This is a genomic window from Agrobacterium sp. 22-226-1 (genome assembly GCF_053522345.1).
In genome coordinates this window covers 194,005-207,773 of the sequence record NZ_JBNWCP010000004.1, presented here as the reverse complement: position 1 = coordinate 207,773, position 13,769 = coordinate 194,005, and the positions used below count along the sequence as shown (strand labels likewise).

13 protein-coding genes and 1 tRNA gene are annotated in these 13,769 nt (G+C 60.0%); 5 read left to right on the top strand and 9 right to left on the bottom strand.

The window, feature by feature from the left end:
- Positions 1–219: 219 nt before the first annotated feature.
- Positions 220–624, bottom strand: a complete 405-nt coding sequence (locus tag ACQZ5K_RS09025) for a DUF1801 domain-containing protein (protein WP_448740186.1) — start codon at positions 622–624, stop codon at positions 220–222.
- Positions 625–765: 141 nt separating this feature from the next.
- On the opposite strand from ACQZ5K_RS09025, the gene ACQZ5K_RS09020 reads away from it, so the two are divergent.
- Complete coding sequence (locus ACQZ5K_RS09020; protein ID WP_003522438.1) at positions 766–1,221, top strand: PRC-barrel domain-containing protein; 456 nt, start codon at positions 766–768, stop codon at positions 1,219–1,221.
- Between the two features lie 159 nt (positions 1,222–1,380).
- On the top strand, positions 1,381–1,989 hold the full coding sequence (locus ACQZ5K_RS09015) for a DUF922 domain-containing Zn-dependent protease (RefSeq protein ID WP_448740185.1): 609 nt from the start codon (positions 1,381–1,383) through the stop codon (positions 1,987–1,989).
- A gap of 8 nt (positions 1,990–1,997) precedes the next feature.
- Here the strand turns inward: ACQZ5K_RS09015 and ACQZ5K_RS09010 are convergent, their stop codons facing one another.
- A complete protein-coding gene (locus tag ACQZ5K_RS09010) occupies positions 1,998–2,600 on the bottom strand; it encodes a J domain-containing protein (RefSeq protein WP_003522436.1) in 603 nt (200 codons plus the stop codon).
- Positions 2,601–2,996: 396 nt separating this feature from the next.
- On the opposite strand from ACQZ5K_RS09010, the gene ACQZ5K_RS09005 reads away from it, so the two are divergent.
- The gene (locus ACQZ5K_RS09005; protein WP_003522435.1) at positions 2,997–3,350 is read left to right on the top strand and encodes a nuclear transport factor 2 family protein; all 354 of its coding nucleotides are present in this window, start codon (positions 2,997–2,999) and stop codon (positions 3,348–3,350) included.
- A 91-nt stretch (positions 3,351–3,441) separates the two neighbouring features.
- On the opposite strand, the gene ACQZ5K_RS09000 is transcribed toward ACQZ5K_RS09005, so the two are convergent.
- Together ACQZ5K_RS09000 and ACQZ5K_RS08995 are read right to left on the bottom strand one after the other, a co-directional pair.
- Positions 3,442–4,011 (bottom strand): hypothetical protein, encoded by a 570-nt coding sequence (locus ACQZ5K_RS09000; protein WP_448740184.1) that lies wholly within the window; start codon positions 4,009–4,011, stop codon positions 3,442–3,444.
- A gap of 271 nt (positions 4,012–4,282) precedes the next feature.
- A tRNA-Thr gene (locus ACQZ5K_RS08995) sits at positions 4,283–4,358 on the bottom strand.
- A 213-nt stretch (positions 4,359–4,571) separates the two neighbouring features.
- Here ACQZ5K_RS08995 and ACQZ5K_RS08990 point away from each other — a divergent pair.
- Positions 4,572–6,311, top strand: coding sequence for a GGDEF domain-containing protein (locus ACQZ5K_RS08990; RefSeq protein ID WP_003522406.1), 1,740 nt, complete (start codon positions 4,572–4,574; stop codon positions 6,309–6,311).
- Between the two features lie 30 nt (positions 6,312–6,341).
- Here the strand turns inward: ACQZ5K_RS08990 and ACQZ5K_RS08985 are convergent, their stop codons facing one another.
- The 5 genes from ACQZ5K_RS08985 to ACQZ5K_RS08965 form a co-directional block, all read right to left on the bottom strand.
- Positions 6,342–7,451: an endonuclease/exonuclease/phosphatase family protein gene (locus ACQZ5K_RS08985; protein WP_448740183.1), complete on the bottom strand. Its 1,110-nt coding sequence runs from the start codon at positions 7,449–7,451 to the stop codon at positions 6,342–6,344.
- Between the two features lie 215 nt (positions 7,452–7,666).
- A complete protein-coding gene (locus ACQZ5K_RS08980) occupies positions 7,667–8,695 on the bottom strand; it encodes an ABC transporter ATP-binding protein (protein WP_448740182.1) in 1,029 nt (342 codons plus the stop codon).
- Positions 8,683–10,377, bottom strand: coding sequence for an ABC transporter permease (locus ACQZ5K_RS08975; protein ID WP_448740181.1), 1,695 nt, complete (start codon positions 10,375–10,377; stop codon positions 8,683–8,685). The genes ACQZ5K_RS08980 and ACQZ5K_RS08975 overlap by 13 nt, the downstream gene beginning before the upstream one ends.
- A 9-nt stretch (positions 10,378–10,386) precedes the next feature.
- The gene (locus ACQZ5K_RS08970; protein ID WP_448740180.1) at positions 10,387–11,370 is read right to left on the bottom strand and encodes an ABC transporter substrate-binding protein; all 984 of its coding nucleotides are present in this window, start codon (positions 11,368–11,370) and stop codon (positions 10,387–10,389) included.
- A 324-nt stretch (positions 11,371–11,694) separates the two neighbouring features.
- Positions 11,695–12,939 (bottom strand): aminotransferase-like domain-containing protein, encoded by a 1,245-nt coding sequence (locus ACQZ5K_RS08965; RefSeq protein ID WP_448740179.1) that lies wholly within the window; start codon positions 12,937–12,939, stop codon positions 11,695–11,697.
- 273 nt (positions 12,940–13,212) lie between these two features.
- On the opposite strand from ACQZ5K_RS08965, the gene ACQZ5K_RS08960 reads away from it, so the two are divergent.
- Complete coding sequence (locus ACQZ5K_RS08960) at positions 13,213–13,665, top strand: RbsD/FucU family protein (protein WP_174044607.1); 453 nt, start codon at positions 13,213–13,215, stop codon at positions 13,663–13,665.
- Positions 13,666–13,769 lie beyond the last annotated feature (104 nt).

Below are 13,769 nucleotides of genomic sequence, written 5' to 3'. Positions count from 1 at the left end.
TCGACGTCAGGCATGTCTATTGCGAAAAACATGACCGGAGCACCCGCGCGCTCCGGCAACTGCGATCAGCTTTCGCACTGCCTGATCCGCGCTGCGACCTGGCCCGCCAAACGCGACGTATGAAGAAGCAATAAAATGCTACTCTTTAGGCAAAGAAGTCTTGCATTGCGTCAGCAACTCATTGAATCGCTAGCTCTAGTCTTGACCTAAAACTTTCAATTAGACGCTCTGCGTCATATTCAACGCCACCGCCGCCCGGATCAGCGCCGCCAGCGCCTCCTCATCCACGATATCCCCCTCGTGAAAATCAATCGCCCGCCGCATATTGCCCTCGAGGCTCGAATTGAACAGCCCCGCCGGGTCCTCCAGCGAGGCACCCTTGGCGAATGTCATCTTCACCGCGCTCTTGTAGGTTTCGCCGGTGCAGAGGATGCCCGCGTGCGACCAAACCGGCACGCCACGCCATTTCACCTCTTCCACCACCTCCGGATCGGCCTTCCTGATCACCGCGCGAATATGCGCGAGCGTCTCACCGCGCCAGTCGCCGAGCTCCGCGATCTTCCGGTCGATGAAGTCCGATGGTGCGGTCTCCTCCGCATCTTTCCCCACCGTGTTTTTCGCCATGACATCCTCCCGATTTCGATGCACGCCTGTTCCTTTTTTCAGCATAGACGAAATTTTCCTGTCCTCCCATGAGGAACCAAATCCGCCTCCCGTCGTTTCCTCCCCGAACGCAACGTTCAGCATACAAAGGGAAGAAACATCATGAAAATCAAGGTCATCGCTCTCGCTGCCGCAGCAGCGCTCTCCTCTTCCGTGGCTTTTGCCCAGACGGCCACCACGGCTCCTGCTGCCGGCGCGGACGCCACTTTGTCCGGCCCAGGCATTACCATGGGCACCAAGGCCAGCGGCCCGCTGAAGTTCGTCAATGTCCAGAAGACCGACCTCACTGCGTCCCAGCTCGATGGCATGGACATCTATAACGCGCAGAACGAAAACATCGGCGAAATCGAAGATGTCGTCATCGGCGACGGCAAGTCGGTGATCGGCCTTGTGGCCAGCGTCGGCGGTTTCCTCGGCATCGACAAGAGCTATGTGGTGCTCGACCCGGCTTCCGTCGCGGTCCACAACGACAACGGCACCTGGAAGGCCTATGTCGACACCACCAAGGAAGCGCTTCAGAATGCTCCGAAGCTCGATTACGACAAGCTGGACGACTGATTACCCCTGCAGTCCACAAGCTTGTCCCCCCGCGCCCTGTCGCGGGGGTTTTCATGGGTGGCACCCTATCGGAAAACCCGGCACTCGCAGCCGGAGGGCCCTTGCCTGACGGCGCGGCTCTCGCCTATCTTCGGCGCGCAAATCACCAAGGATCGCTGCGTGCCCGCCAATAGCCTCTTTTCCTTTGCCATCAGCACCGTCATCACGCTCGGCACCCTGCCGCTGTCAGCGCAGGCGGCCGACTGGAAACCGGCCGAGCAGATAAAAACCTATGCTATCAGCGGCAATACGGGCGGTGCGCTTTATCAATCGATCGGCGAGCGCGGTCCAACCGCCGGCGTGCAGGCCATTGCCCACACCACCTTCAAGCTGACATGGCGGCGGGATTACCGTCCGCAGCCGGATGGCGCCTGCGTGCTGGCCACCGCAAGGCCCAATCTCACCATCATCTACACCTGGCCGAAAGCGCCCGCCAATCTGCCGCCCGCCGTCGCCGCCAGCTGGAGAACCTTCATTTCCGGCGTGGAAACCCACGAACGCGTCCATGGTGACCATATTCTCGACATGGTGAAAAAGATCGAAGCCTTCAGCATCGGGCTGAGGGCGGAGAACGATGCCAAATGCCAGAAGGTGCGCGCCGTTCTGCAACAGCGGCTGGGTGAGCTTTCCAACGAGCAGCGCCAGCGCGGCCGCGATTTCGACCGGGAAGAGCTTTCCCCCGGCGGGCGGGTGCATCAGCTCATCCTCGCCCTCGTCAACGGCCCCTGAACAGCCGCCTATTCCGCCGCCTCGCCTTTCAGCAAGGGCTCGGCCAGCGTCACGCTTTCCAGCTCGTAGGAATAACCTTCGAGCATCGTATAAGCCTGTTCGATTGCCTCGATCTGGGCTTCGGCATTACGGATGGCTTCGGCGATGGACTGGCTGCGGGCGCGCAGCATCGAACTCAGCACATCGGTTTCCGGCTTGCGACCGAGGCGGTCCATATGTTTGCGAACCCGGGTGCGGTGCCGTTCCAGCTCGAGAATATGGAAACGGCTTTTCAGAATATCGTCAGTCAGCTTGCGGCGCATGGCGGCCACGGGGTCGAAACTGCCGGGTTCGCGTTCGTCCAGAATGAATTCATTCACCAGCGTTTCCAGCATCAGTAGGCCCTTGAGGTCCTTGGCGTCGGCAAGCTGCGGATCATAGCCGGTATCGTCGAACACCTTGCGGCGCACCGGATCCTTCAGAAGCTCATAGGCGGTTTGCAGGCGCGCGAACTGCTCGGCATCTCCACCGCTGTCGGGATGGGCAGCCTTGGCCACCTTGCGGTAAGCCGACTTGATCGCCGCCTCGTCGGCATCGCGCTCCACGCCAAGCAAAACATAGGGATCAATCACAAAAACACCTTCAAACGCAAACTGTTACCCGCATGCCCAACACCGCTCCCGTCTGGCACGCGGGCGGATCATAGGCCAATTCCGCCCGGCGCGGCACCCCGCCCCGGCGGTTAAACCGGCAAAGCCCACACAAAGCCTCGCGGCGCGCCGCACCATAACGGGCGGAAAAGCCCTTGGTGCCGAAATTTGTCGGACCCAAGGCGACTATAATGACAGGCGGGACAAAATTGTGGAAAGCGGCGGCAAAACATGCCGCACGGTTTCGCACCGCGCCTGCCGCAACCGGCGGGAAAACACCGCAGGAAGAAGCGTAACCGGCGCGTTTTCAGGGGGTTATGGTGGAAAGACGTCAACGGGTGTAAGCTTGGCCTTTGGATTAGAAGGGAGGATGATCCGATGCCGCAAACGATTACCCAGACCGTCACGGACTATGTCCATGCCATGGCCTATGCGGATGAGAGCCTGATGCGTGACGTTTTCGACCCGCGCGCCAGCATCGTCGGAACCTTCGAAGGCGAAATCGAATGGCTGTCCCTGGAGGACTTTGTCGACCAGATGCGCAAAAGCGAACGCGGCCTCCCCGATCACGATCCCGCTTTTGAAATCATGGGCATCGACAAGGAAGGCGACAGCGCCTCGGTGAAGCTGACGACCCGTTTCGACGGTATGGATTTTTACGAATATCTCTCCCTGCTGGAACGCGACGGCAACTGGTCTATCGTACACAAGCTCTATCACATAAAGCCGTAGGCGATCATCGAAACCGCCACCCCGCATTGTGCGCTTGCGCGTTCCACTCGCAGCCACGGCTCGCGATCCGGTTATTTTGCCGCTGAAGGAGCTAGAACAGGTCGCTGTAGATCGCCGTTATCCAGAGCGCGTTAAAGAAGAGCCAGACAACACCGAGCCACATGATTTTGCGGCTGCTATCGGTTCTCATCGCCACAATCGCAATAAGCAGACCGCCGACTATCCTTGCCAGATACCATGGCCCGAGCTGTTCGAAGTGTTCCCTGCCCTTGATGTAGGTGTCCACCAGATCGAAGACAAACGAGGCCGCAAACAGGGCAAAGAACGCATGTCGCCTGCGCACGAAAAAACTTTCCCGCTCGGACAATTCCTGAATGTGATCGGGATAAAGCAGCGTCGACATCAAAAAGAACAGCGACGTGTAGACCAGAACGAAAATGTAAATCCAGAAATTCCAGTTGTGGATCAGCCGCAGGGCAAACTCCCACCACCAGAAATGGACAGCTCCAAGAAGCAGGACAATCGACCAGACGATCTGCGCGTGCATGCGGTCGGTCTTCTGCGGCTCCTGCAGCCTTCTGGAAAGACCGGACAACACTCTGGTAATGGCCAGGCCGAGGATGAGGCTTACCAATATCCGCAAATGACCATATGCATCCATTGAAAACGCCCGCTGTTGCTCAACTTATCTGCCGAACAATATGCTTAAACCTTGGGGCTTTACAACTCTGGCGGATGCCCCGCCCTTCCCGATCTCGCCTTCTAGTGGGCTAAACCGGCTTCCCGATGCGAGAGTCTCCCGGGCGGGCAGGCCGAAGCCGGTCACTCCAGTTTCATCAGGGCTCAACCACCGGCAACGGCAGACGCAAAGCGTCACCCGTCACACGGTTCATTCAACCGAATAGATTTCAGGATTAAGCGATTGATTTTACTGGTGCCCCCGGCAGGGTTCGAACCCGCGACCCCCTGATTACAAATCAGGTGCTCTACCAACTGAGCTACAAGGGCAAGCCAGTGCCTTGCCAACTATCAGATTCTGACTTGGTGTAAAGTAAAAACTAACGCCGTGGCATCGACAGACCGCTTTTCCACACCGTCGCCGGCCACGCCGTCTACATGATCGCAATTGTAGCAAAAGGCCCGGAAAATAAGCGAAGTATTTACGCAGCACCACTAGAATGGCGATGAAACATAACCATTCCAGTGGGAACAACGCATCATATGCGCGCGAGCATACAGAAAATCCAGCTGACAGGCACGATCATCATCGCCGTAAGCTCCATCCTGCTGGCAACCCTTGCCGCGCTGCCCAGCGTCTATAATTATCTGCGTTATCGCACCAATGCCGCGCAGCTCACCCGCTTTGAAACCGCTCTCCAGTCCGCATGGCTGGTGTCGGCCGAGCGAGGCCCCGCCAATAATCTGATGGGCGCATCCGTGCCGGATGCAGGGCTGACCGAAGGGCTTGCCGCCGCGCGCAAGGCAACGGACGACAAGCTGTCAGAGCTGGAGAAATCCTTCGCCAACGATATCAGAACACAGCCTGAACTGGCGAAGTCGCTTGCTGATACCCGCCAGAAGCTCGAGCAATCGCGAGAGCTGGTCGATCAGGTTGCCGCGCTCCCCCCTGACGCGCGTAACCACGGCGCGATGTCCAACGCGATTTCATCGATGTTCAAGGCGGCGGACAGCGTCAATCTGCTGCGCGGCAGGGCCGCACGCGCCATCATCAAGGTGACGCCCGACGTGGCGATCGACATCGCTATGACGGGCACGGCGGGCGTGATGCGCGACCGCATCGGCCGCCTCGGTTCCTATGTGATCATGAGTCTCAAGGCGAACAGGCAGGAAAAGCTCGGTTATCGCGCCAAGTTCGATACCGAGATGCAGAGCCTCCTGTCGCTGAAAGCATCGCTGACCAATTATACCGCCGCCTATCTCTCGACGCCGCGACTGGACGGCGCATTGCGCGATCTTGAAACCCAATATTTCGGTCAGGCCTTGCGTTACGCGCAGAACACGATCGTGATGGCGGTGCCATCCGCCCAGCCAAGCGCACTTGAATTCTCCAGAAACTATATTGCCGGCATGCGGTCGTCCGACACCCTGCGCGACCTTATTCTGTCCGAAACGCGCGCGCGGATCGAAAAGAAAAAGCAGGAGGCCCTGATCTATGGCGGAACCTCGCTCTTTCTCGCCGGCATCGCGGTTCTGGTGCTGTTGCGGCTGACATCCGTTTACAAAACCGCGCTGTTCCGGCCCATGCAATCCGTCCAGGCGCAGATCGCCGCCATCGCCGGCGGTGATCTTTCCGAGGGTAATCATGAGGACAGGGTTGCTCCGGAAGTGAAGAAGATGTTCGAGGAACTGGATTTCCTGCGCGAACAGCTTCGTCAGAAGGGCGAAATGGAAAACCAGCAGCGTGCGCTGGCCGAGCAGCTGCGCACCCTTTCCGAAACCGATGCGCTGACGGGCGTCTTCAACCGCCGCGCACTCGAAAAGGCGGTTCGCTCCATATTGACGGGCGAGGAGCAATGTCAGTCGCTCGGCGTGATGATTGTCGATATCGACCATTTCAAATCGATCAACGACCGTTACGGCCATGCCATGGGTGACATCGCGCTTCAGAAGACCGCGGGCCTGCTGCGCAGCGCATTGCGCAAGGACGACATTCTTGCCCGGTATGGCGGTGAGGAATTCGTCGTCGTGCTGCAGGATGTCAGCCACGCCACGGCGACGGCCACGGCCGACCGCCTTCGCCGCCTGATCGAAGCCCAGACCATCGACGAGCAAAGCAGCCTGTCGCTGACGGCAAGTTTCGGCGTGGTCTGGCAGGAAGCGCGTGCAATCAACAGCTGGGACGAATTGATCGCCATCGCCGACGACCGGCTTTACGAAGCCAAGCGTGCGGGCCGCAACCGGGTCTGGGCAACCTATTTCCCGAAGGTCGCGAACGGCTAAGAACATCGCCGGCGGCGGACTTCGCCTCGACTAGATCAAATCCAGCGTCATGACCACGGGGCAATGATCGGAAGCCTTGGGGCGATCCCAGCCGGTGCGGGGATAACGTTCGACCTCCTGCCCCGGCGGGAATATCGTCCGGAAAGGTTGCCCATTGCGAATGATTTCGGGAACATGCGTGGCGTTCGTCTCCGCCAGACGCGGGGACAGCCAGATATAGTCGAGCTGGCACAGATGCTGCTCCTGCGGCCCGCGTGAGTGGTAAAGCGTCCAGCGATCCATGGCGTCACGGCGCATCATCGGATTGACCACGAAACCATCGGCCGAGAGGATATCGAGCGCGCTGCGCTCCTCCTCGACCGGCGTGAAGCTGTAGCCGCTGCGCCTGTCACCGGAAATCGCGACACGCTCCTGATAATCGTTCAGATCGCCGCAGATCGCGAAATTCTTGTTGCGGGTATTGCCCACACCCCAGCGGTTTTCAATGATACGGCGCACGGCCATGGCCTCCGCCTCGCGGATCGGCATGGTGGCGATGCGAGCGTCGACCGCATCACGGGCATTGGTCATGGATTTGAAATGCGTGACATAAAGCGTCAGCGGCTTGCCGCCGATCCGGAGGTCGATTTCCAGGCAATCCCGTTTGAAAATCTTGTCGTCGATCTGGTTTGTGGCGGCAAGCGCGGGATCGAAGAGATCGAGATTGCGATAGGTCAACGCCGCATGGCTCTTGATATCCACCACCTCGATCCTGTCGCCGTCCCGCGTCTCCTCGCGCATGACGACGGCGACATCGATGCCGCGGCTGTCATTGCCCTCGACCAGATATTTCTGCAGGTAGCCATTGCCGACCATGCGATAGAGATAGCCATATTCGAAGGCCTGCAGCGCGGCCATGTTGTCCACTTCCTGCAGGCAGAGAATATCGGCATCCGCATCGGCGATGGCGAGTGCCGAAAGCTGGCGCGTGTCGTCGGTGGAAGAGACCATCCGCGCGCTTTCCAGCGCCTGATAGGTCGCCTCGTCCCTGATATCGAAAAGCTGGATCGCCCTGTCGCGCCGCGTCTGGTTGCGAAAGCCGGTGAAATCGAAACGGGTGAGGAGATTTTCGATATTGAAGGTGGCAAGCCGAAGCGACATGAATCAATCCTATTGCTACAGGGAAAGCTTAGCCGGTGTCGCGCCGCCTCGCCAGTAGCTAGGGCCACGTCCTTCACCCTCCCTCATTCCTGTGCTCGTCACAGGAATCCAGTCAGCCCAAGTCTTTGGGCTGAAAGGACTCTTTTCGCCGCGCAGACGCGCGTCAGCTGGATCCCTGTGACAAGCACAGGGATGAGGGAAGTAGAATTATCGCACTAAAGCCGCCACGCCGCGCGAATGGCCACCGGCAGACGATCTCCGACTGCCACCGCGTCGCGCGAATACGCCCTCAGCGCCTGCCCATCCGGCAGGTCGAGACGCAGGGCATAACGCTCGCCCTCATAAAGAACCGAGGTGACGGTGCAGGTAATACCCTCCGCATCCCGCACCACATCCTGCGGCCGCACGAGAATATCAGCCTGCGGCAACTGCCTGCCGATCTCCATTGCTGCCCGAAGTTCTGCCCAATCAAGGTCGCGCGAAGTCCCTTCCGGCGCGGGCAAAGTCAAGATCGCCCCCTGCCCCACCAGCGAGCCGACCAGCCTGCCTTCGGGCCGCGCATAAAGCTCCGCCGGTCGCGCGACCTGCAGCAGCTTGCCCTGCGACATCACGGCGACATCGGTTGCCAGCGCCATGGCTTCCGCCTGATCGTGGGTGACATAGATCATCGTCGCGCCGGAGCGGATGTGAAACTCGCGGAATGTCTCCTCCATCTCCTGCCTGAGATGCCGGTCGAGATTGGCGAGCGGCTCGTCGAGCAGCACCACGTCAGGCTCGGTAACGAGGCAGCGGGCAAGCGCCACGCGCTGCCGCTGGCCACCGGACAATTCAGCGGGACGGCGATCGGCGAAGCTCTCGAGGCGGACGGCGGCCAGCGCCTGGCGCACCTTGTCGCGATATTTCTCACCCGAAATACCGCGCACCTTCAGGGGATAACCGGCATTGTCGGCAACCGACATATGCGGCCACAGTGCATAGGACTGGAACACCATCGCCATGTTGCGCCGCTCCGGCGGCACCATGCTGCCGGCATCGGCAAGCACCCGCTCACCGAGCAGGATGGAACCGTCGGTCGGCTGTTCGAAACCGGCGATCATGCGCAGCACCGTCGTCTTACCGCAGCCGGAAGGCCCGAGCAGAGCGAGAAAACCGCCGCCACGCACCGTGAGCGACACATCGTCCACGGCTGGTTTCGAACCGGCACCAAAACTCTTCGCCAGGCGGTTGAGGATCAGTTTCGCCAAGGGACCACTCCTTTCGGCAGATAGCGCCCCAGAATTTCCAGCAGAGCCATGAGGAAAATCACCATGATGACGACAAGCACCGAGAGTGCCGAGGCAAGATCGAAGCTGCCGCTGTCATCGAGATTGTAAATGAGCACGCCGAGCGTTTGGGTGCCGGCGGACCACAGCAGCGCCGAGACCGTCAGCTCGTTGCAGGCGATCAGGAAAACGAGAATGACCGATGCCCCCGCCGCAGGCCCGACCAGCGGCAGGATGATATCCTTCAGCCGCCGCCAGAAACCGGCGCCGGAGAGCCTTGCTGCCTCTTCCAGCGACGGATCGAATTGCAGGAAGGCGCTGACCATGGGTTTGAGGCTGACGGCGAAGAAGGAGGAGAAATAGGCAAGCAGAATGATCCAGATCGTGCCGTAAAGCGTGATGCCGACAAGCGGAATGGGAGCCGCGAAAAGCAGCACGAAGGAGACGGATATCACCACCCCCGGCAGCGCATAGGGAATATCCACCAGCGCCGAGAGCAGGAACATGAAGCGGCTCTTGCCGCGCACCAGAAAATAGGCCGTCAGCACCGTCACCGCCAGCAGGCAAAGCGAGGTGGCCGTCGCCAGAAACAGCGAATTGCGGAAGGCGGTACGCGTCACGCTCTGCCGATAGAGCAATTCCTCATAGGCATGCAGCGTCGCGGTCTTGAGGCTGAGCGGAACGCCATAGGCGGGCGCGAGCGAGCTTGCCACCAGCGCCGTCAGCGGCGCCACCAGCATGAAGAACAGCACGAGCCACAGGGCAAGATCCGCCACCACTCGCCATAGCCCAAGCCGGAATGTCGCCGCCTTGCCTGAAAGACCGATGATGCGATAGTCCCTGCCTTTCATCGCCCGTTCCTGAAGCGCAAGCCCGGCGACGGAGATGATGGCGATCATGGTGGAGAGGATGGCGATATCGCCGAATGTGCTGGTGCCGAAACTGGCAAAACGGCTGTAGATCAGCGTCGGCAGGGTGAAGATCGAGGCGGGGATGCCGAGGATCGCCGGAATGCCGAAATTGCCCACACTGGAGACGAAGGAGATCGCCGCCCCGGCGATCAATCCCGGCGTCGACAGCGGCAGGATGATATCGAACAGCACGCGGCGCGGCGACGCGCCGGAGAGCTTGGCGGCCTCGATGCCGTCCTGCGGCAAGGCGAGCAGACCGGCCCGCAGCGACAGATAGACGAGCGGCGCGTGCTGCACACCGAGCAGAAGCGCGATGCCCGCAATCGAATAAAGCGGCTGCGGCGATCCCATCGGCGGTGCAAGGCCGATGGCCTTCAACAGCGTGCTAGAGGGACCGGTCATGCCGATCCACGACAGCGCCGTCACCTGCGGCGGGATCATCATCGGCAGCATGAACATGAAACTCAGGATCGACTTGCCGCGAATGTCGCAAAGCGTCAGCGAAAGCGCGAAGGCGCCGCCAATCGCCAGCGAGATCAGCATGCCGAAAAACGAGGTGGAGAGCGTGTTCAGCGCCGCATCCCAAAGGGCCGGATCGGCGAGAAGCCGCCATATGTCACCGTTAAGTGACGAAATGATACCAGTATAGGCGAGCCGCCCGAGCGGCAGGGCGCTGAGCGCAAAAACAACGCTGACCACAAAAGGAAACAGCCAGCGCGGCTGGCTGCTTCCATAGGCATTGGAACGGGACATGCCGCTATATCAGCCCTTGGAGCCGAAAATATCGGAGAAGGTCTTCAGGTCCTGTTCGGAATTCTTCAGCGCATCGGCAGCGTTGAGCGGCAGAACCTTGATCTTGTCGCGGGCCGGGAAACCTTCCGGCATGCCGACATCGGCGCGAACCGGGATATAACCGAGCTTGACGAAGCCCTGCTGGCCTTTTTCGGACAGCACGTAGTCGACGAACTTCTTCGCCGCTTCCTCATGCTTGGTGCCCTTGATGATCGCGACCGGCTCGGTGACGGCCGAAACGCCCTCTTCCGGGAAGACGAACTCAACCGGCGCGCCCTTGGCCTTCTCGCGGATCGGCATGTAATCGACAACCACACCATAGGCCTTTTCGCCCGATGCGACGGACTTCAGAACCGCGCCGTTGCCACCGCCGGCAATGGCTTCATTGGCCTTCAGCTGCTTGTAATAATCCCAGCCGAGGCCGTTTGCGGCGGCAAGCGTCTGCGCGTGGATCAACGCTGCACCGGACGTCAGCGGGCTCGGCATGGTCACCAGACCCTTGGCTTCGGCCTTGGTCAGATCCTTCCAGCTCGTCGGCTTCATCGCGGCGGCGGTGTTATACATGATGCCTGTCGTGATGAGCTTGGTGGAGTAATAATAGCCGTCTGCATCGTAGAGCGAGGCGTCGATATTCTTGGCTTCCGCAGACTTGTGGGCGAGAAGCTGGCCAGCCTGCTTCATGCGCTCCAGCGTCACCGTGTCGGCGATCAGCAGCACGTCGGCAACCGGATTGCCGGCATTGATCTCGGCCATCAGCTTGGCCATGATCTTCGGCGTTCCGTCACGCACCCATTCAACCTCGAGACCGGGATTGGCGGCCTTGAAACCATCAACGGTCGCCTGCGCGTCCTCGTTGGGCTGGCTGGTGTAAAGCACCAGATCGGCAGCATTGGCGGCGGTGGCGATGAAGCCGAGCGACACGATGGCGGTGAAAGCGGAGAGCAGCGTTTTCATGGGTCCAGTCCCTGTTGTTTGGTGGGACCGCTAAAACATGATTGCATAACATGTATGTGACAGGCAGGATTTTTGGGGTGGATCTACTAGGGGTCAGCGGGATTGAGGGGAACAACGCCCCTTAGCGCTTGCGGCTCACCCCCCTCTGCCCTGCCGGCATCTCCCCCTCAAGGGGGGAGATTGGTAAGAGGCGCTACCGCCACTTCATTCGCAAACGTTGAGATGGGGGAGACCTTTCCACAGGTCGATCTCCCCCCTTGAGGGGGAGATGTCCGGCAGGACAGAGGGGGGTGAAGCCACAACCTCCGTCGTTGCCGCGCGCCCTCAAATCGCCGGCAGCGCCTCACCCGTTTCCGCCTGCGCCGTCGCGATCAACCGGCCAAGCCGCTTCATGCCTTCCTCGATCATCGCCTCGTTGGCGCAGGAGAAGCTGATGCGCAGCGTATTCGTGCCGGAGCCATCCGCGAAGAAAGCGCGGCCGGGAACGAAGGCGACCTTTTCCGTGGCGATGGATTTCGCCAGCAGAGCCGCGCCATCCATACCCTCAGGCAACGTCACCCAGATGAACATGCCGCCTTCCGGCTTCGTCCAGCGCGTGCCCTTCGGCATATATTTGTCGAGCGCGGCCAGCATCGCGTCACGGCGGGCGCTATACGCTGCCTTGATCTTGGCGACCTGTTTGTCGAAGCCGCGCGAGGCGACACGTTCGATGGCGATCTGGTTGATGGTCGAGGAATGCAGGTCGGCGGCCTGCTTCATCAGCACCAGCTTGCGGATAACAGGCGCAGACGCGACGATGTAGCCGACGCGAAGGCCGGGTGCGAGCGTCTTGGAGAAACTGCCGCAATAGATGGTGCGGGTATTCTCGATGCCACCCGAGCGGGCGATGTCGAGCGCCATGATCGGCGGAACAGCCTCGCCATCGTAACGCAGCGACTGATAGGCGGCGTCTTCGATGACGGCGATATCCAGCTCATCGGCCAGCGCCAGAACCTTTTCGCGGCCGGCCAGATCGACGGTCTCGCCGGTCGGGTTGGAGAAATCGGCCGAGAGATAAGCGAATTTCACCGCGCCGCCGAGCTTCGTGGCGGTTTCGCGGTAAGCCTCGGGCGTGCGGTTGCCGCCGGGGTTCAGCTGGTCGTAATTCGGCTCATAGGCGTTGAAAGCGGAAAGCGCGCCGAGATAGGTCGGCCACGTCACCAGCGCCGTATCCTTCGGCGACAGGAACAGCTTGCCGAGATAATCGAGACCCTGCTGCGAACCGGAAACGATGAAGACGTTGTCGGCTGTGCAGTCGATGCCGATCTCGGCCATTTCGCCCGCCAGCCATTCGCGCAGCGGCTTGTAACCTTCGCTCACCGAATATTGCAGCGCCGAGTTTACCTGCGAACCCGAAAAAATTTCCGCATAAGCCTGCTGGAACTCCTCTGCGGGGAAAAGAGCCGGATCCGGAATACCGCCGGCAAAGGAGATGATATCGGGCTGCTCGAGCAGCTTCAGCAATTCACGGATTTCGGACGCTTTCATGCGCGAAGAGCGCGTGGCGAAAATTTGTTCCCAATCAAGCATGGGTACGTTTCCTCTTGTGTCGTTTTTATGCGTGCATCTTTACAGAAATGTCGATACGTCAGCAATACTGACTTATCGGTTTTTCGAATTATTTCTGCCTCCCTGCACATTGTCCGCAACCGGCCCCTCTTGAGGCCCGATTTTGCGGACAAAGCCAAATACACCCTTGCGCAAAGCTTCACAATCACACCTTTGCGATTGACGCAGCAAGGTTTTCCGGCTGGATTGCGCGCGCGCCGCAACACGGCGAAAGCATCATGGGAGTTTGACGACATGCTGAAAAATATCGACCCGGCGCTGAATGCCGATGTCCTGCACGCGCTGCGCGCCATGGGGCATGGCGATACGCTGGTGATCTCCGACACCAACTTCCCCTCCGATTCGGTTGCCCGCCACACGACCGTCGGCAAGGTGCTGCACATCGACAATGTCTCGGCAGCCCGCGCCATGAAGGCGATCCTCTCCGTCCTGCCGCTCGACACGCCGCTGCAGCCTTCCGTCGGCCGCATGGAGGTGATGGGCGCGCCGGATCAGCTGGAGCCGGTACAGGTGGAAGTGCAGAAGGAAATCGACGCGGCGGAAGGAAAATCCGCACCCATGTATGGCATCGAGCGCTTCGCCTTCTACGAACAGGCAAAAAAAGCCTATTGCGTCATCACCACGGGCGAAACCCGATTTTATGGCTGCTTCCTTCTGACGAAGGGTGTCATTCCGCCGACGACGTAAGGCCAAAAACGGGAAAATTACGCCGGCTGCCCACCTTCATGACAATTTCAAGTTGTTATGGCAAAACTTCCACTAGGCTTGAAAAACCAACCGGAGGTGTGCGG

Excerpts from the sequence above, each read along its gene's own strand:
- ACQZ5K_RS08990 (WP_003522406.1), top strand. The coding sequence starts at position 4,572 with ATGCGCGCGAGCATACAGAAAATCCAGCTGACAGGCACGATCATCATC.
- ACQZ5K_RS08975 (WP_448740181.1), bottom strand. The coding sequence starts at position 10,377 with ATGTCCCGTTCCAATGCCTATGGAAGCAGCCAGCCGCGCTGGCTGTTT.
- ACQZ5K_RS08965 (WP_448740179.1), bottom strand. The coding sequence starts at position 12,939 with ATGCTTGATTGGGAACAAATTTTCGCCACGCGCTCTTCGCGCATGAAA.
- ACQZ5K_RS09000 (WP_448740184.1), bottom strand. The coding sequence starts at position 4,011 with ATGGATGCATATGGTCATTTGCGGATATTGGTAAGCCTCATCCTCGGC.
- ACQZ5K_RS08970 (WP_448740180.1), bottom strand. The coding sequence starts at position 11,370 with ATGAAAACGCTGCTCTCCGCTTTCACCGCCATCGTGTCGCTCGGCTTC.
- ACQZ5K_RS08960 (WP_174044607.1), top strand. The coding sequence starts at position 13,213 with ATGCTGAAAAATATCGACCCGGCGCTGAATGCCGATGTCCTGCACGCG.
- ACQZ5K_RS09005 (WP_003522435.1), top strand. The coding sequence starts at position 2,997 with ATGCCGCAAACGATTACCCAGACCGTCACGGACTATGTCCATGCCATG.
- ACQZ5K_RS08985 (WP_448740183.1), bottom strand. The coding sequence starts at position 7,451 with ATGTCGCTTCGGCTTGCCACCTTCAATATCGAAAATCTCCTCACCCGT.
- ACQZ5K_RS09025 (WP_448740186.1), bottom strand. The coding sequence starts at position 624 with ATGGCGAAAAACACGGTGGGGAAAGATGCGGAGGAGACCGCACCATCG.
- ACQZ5K_RS09020 (WP_003522438.1), top strand. The coding sequence starts at position 766 with ATGAAAATCAAGGTCATCGCTCTCGCTGCCGCAGCAGCGCTCTCCTCT.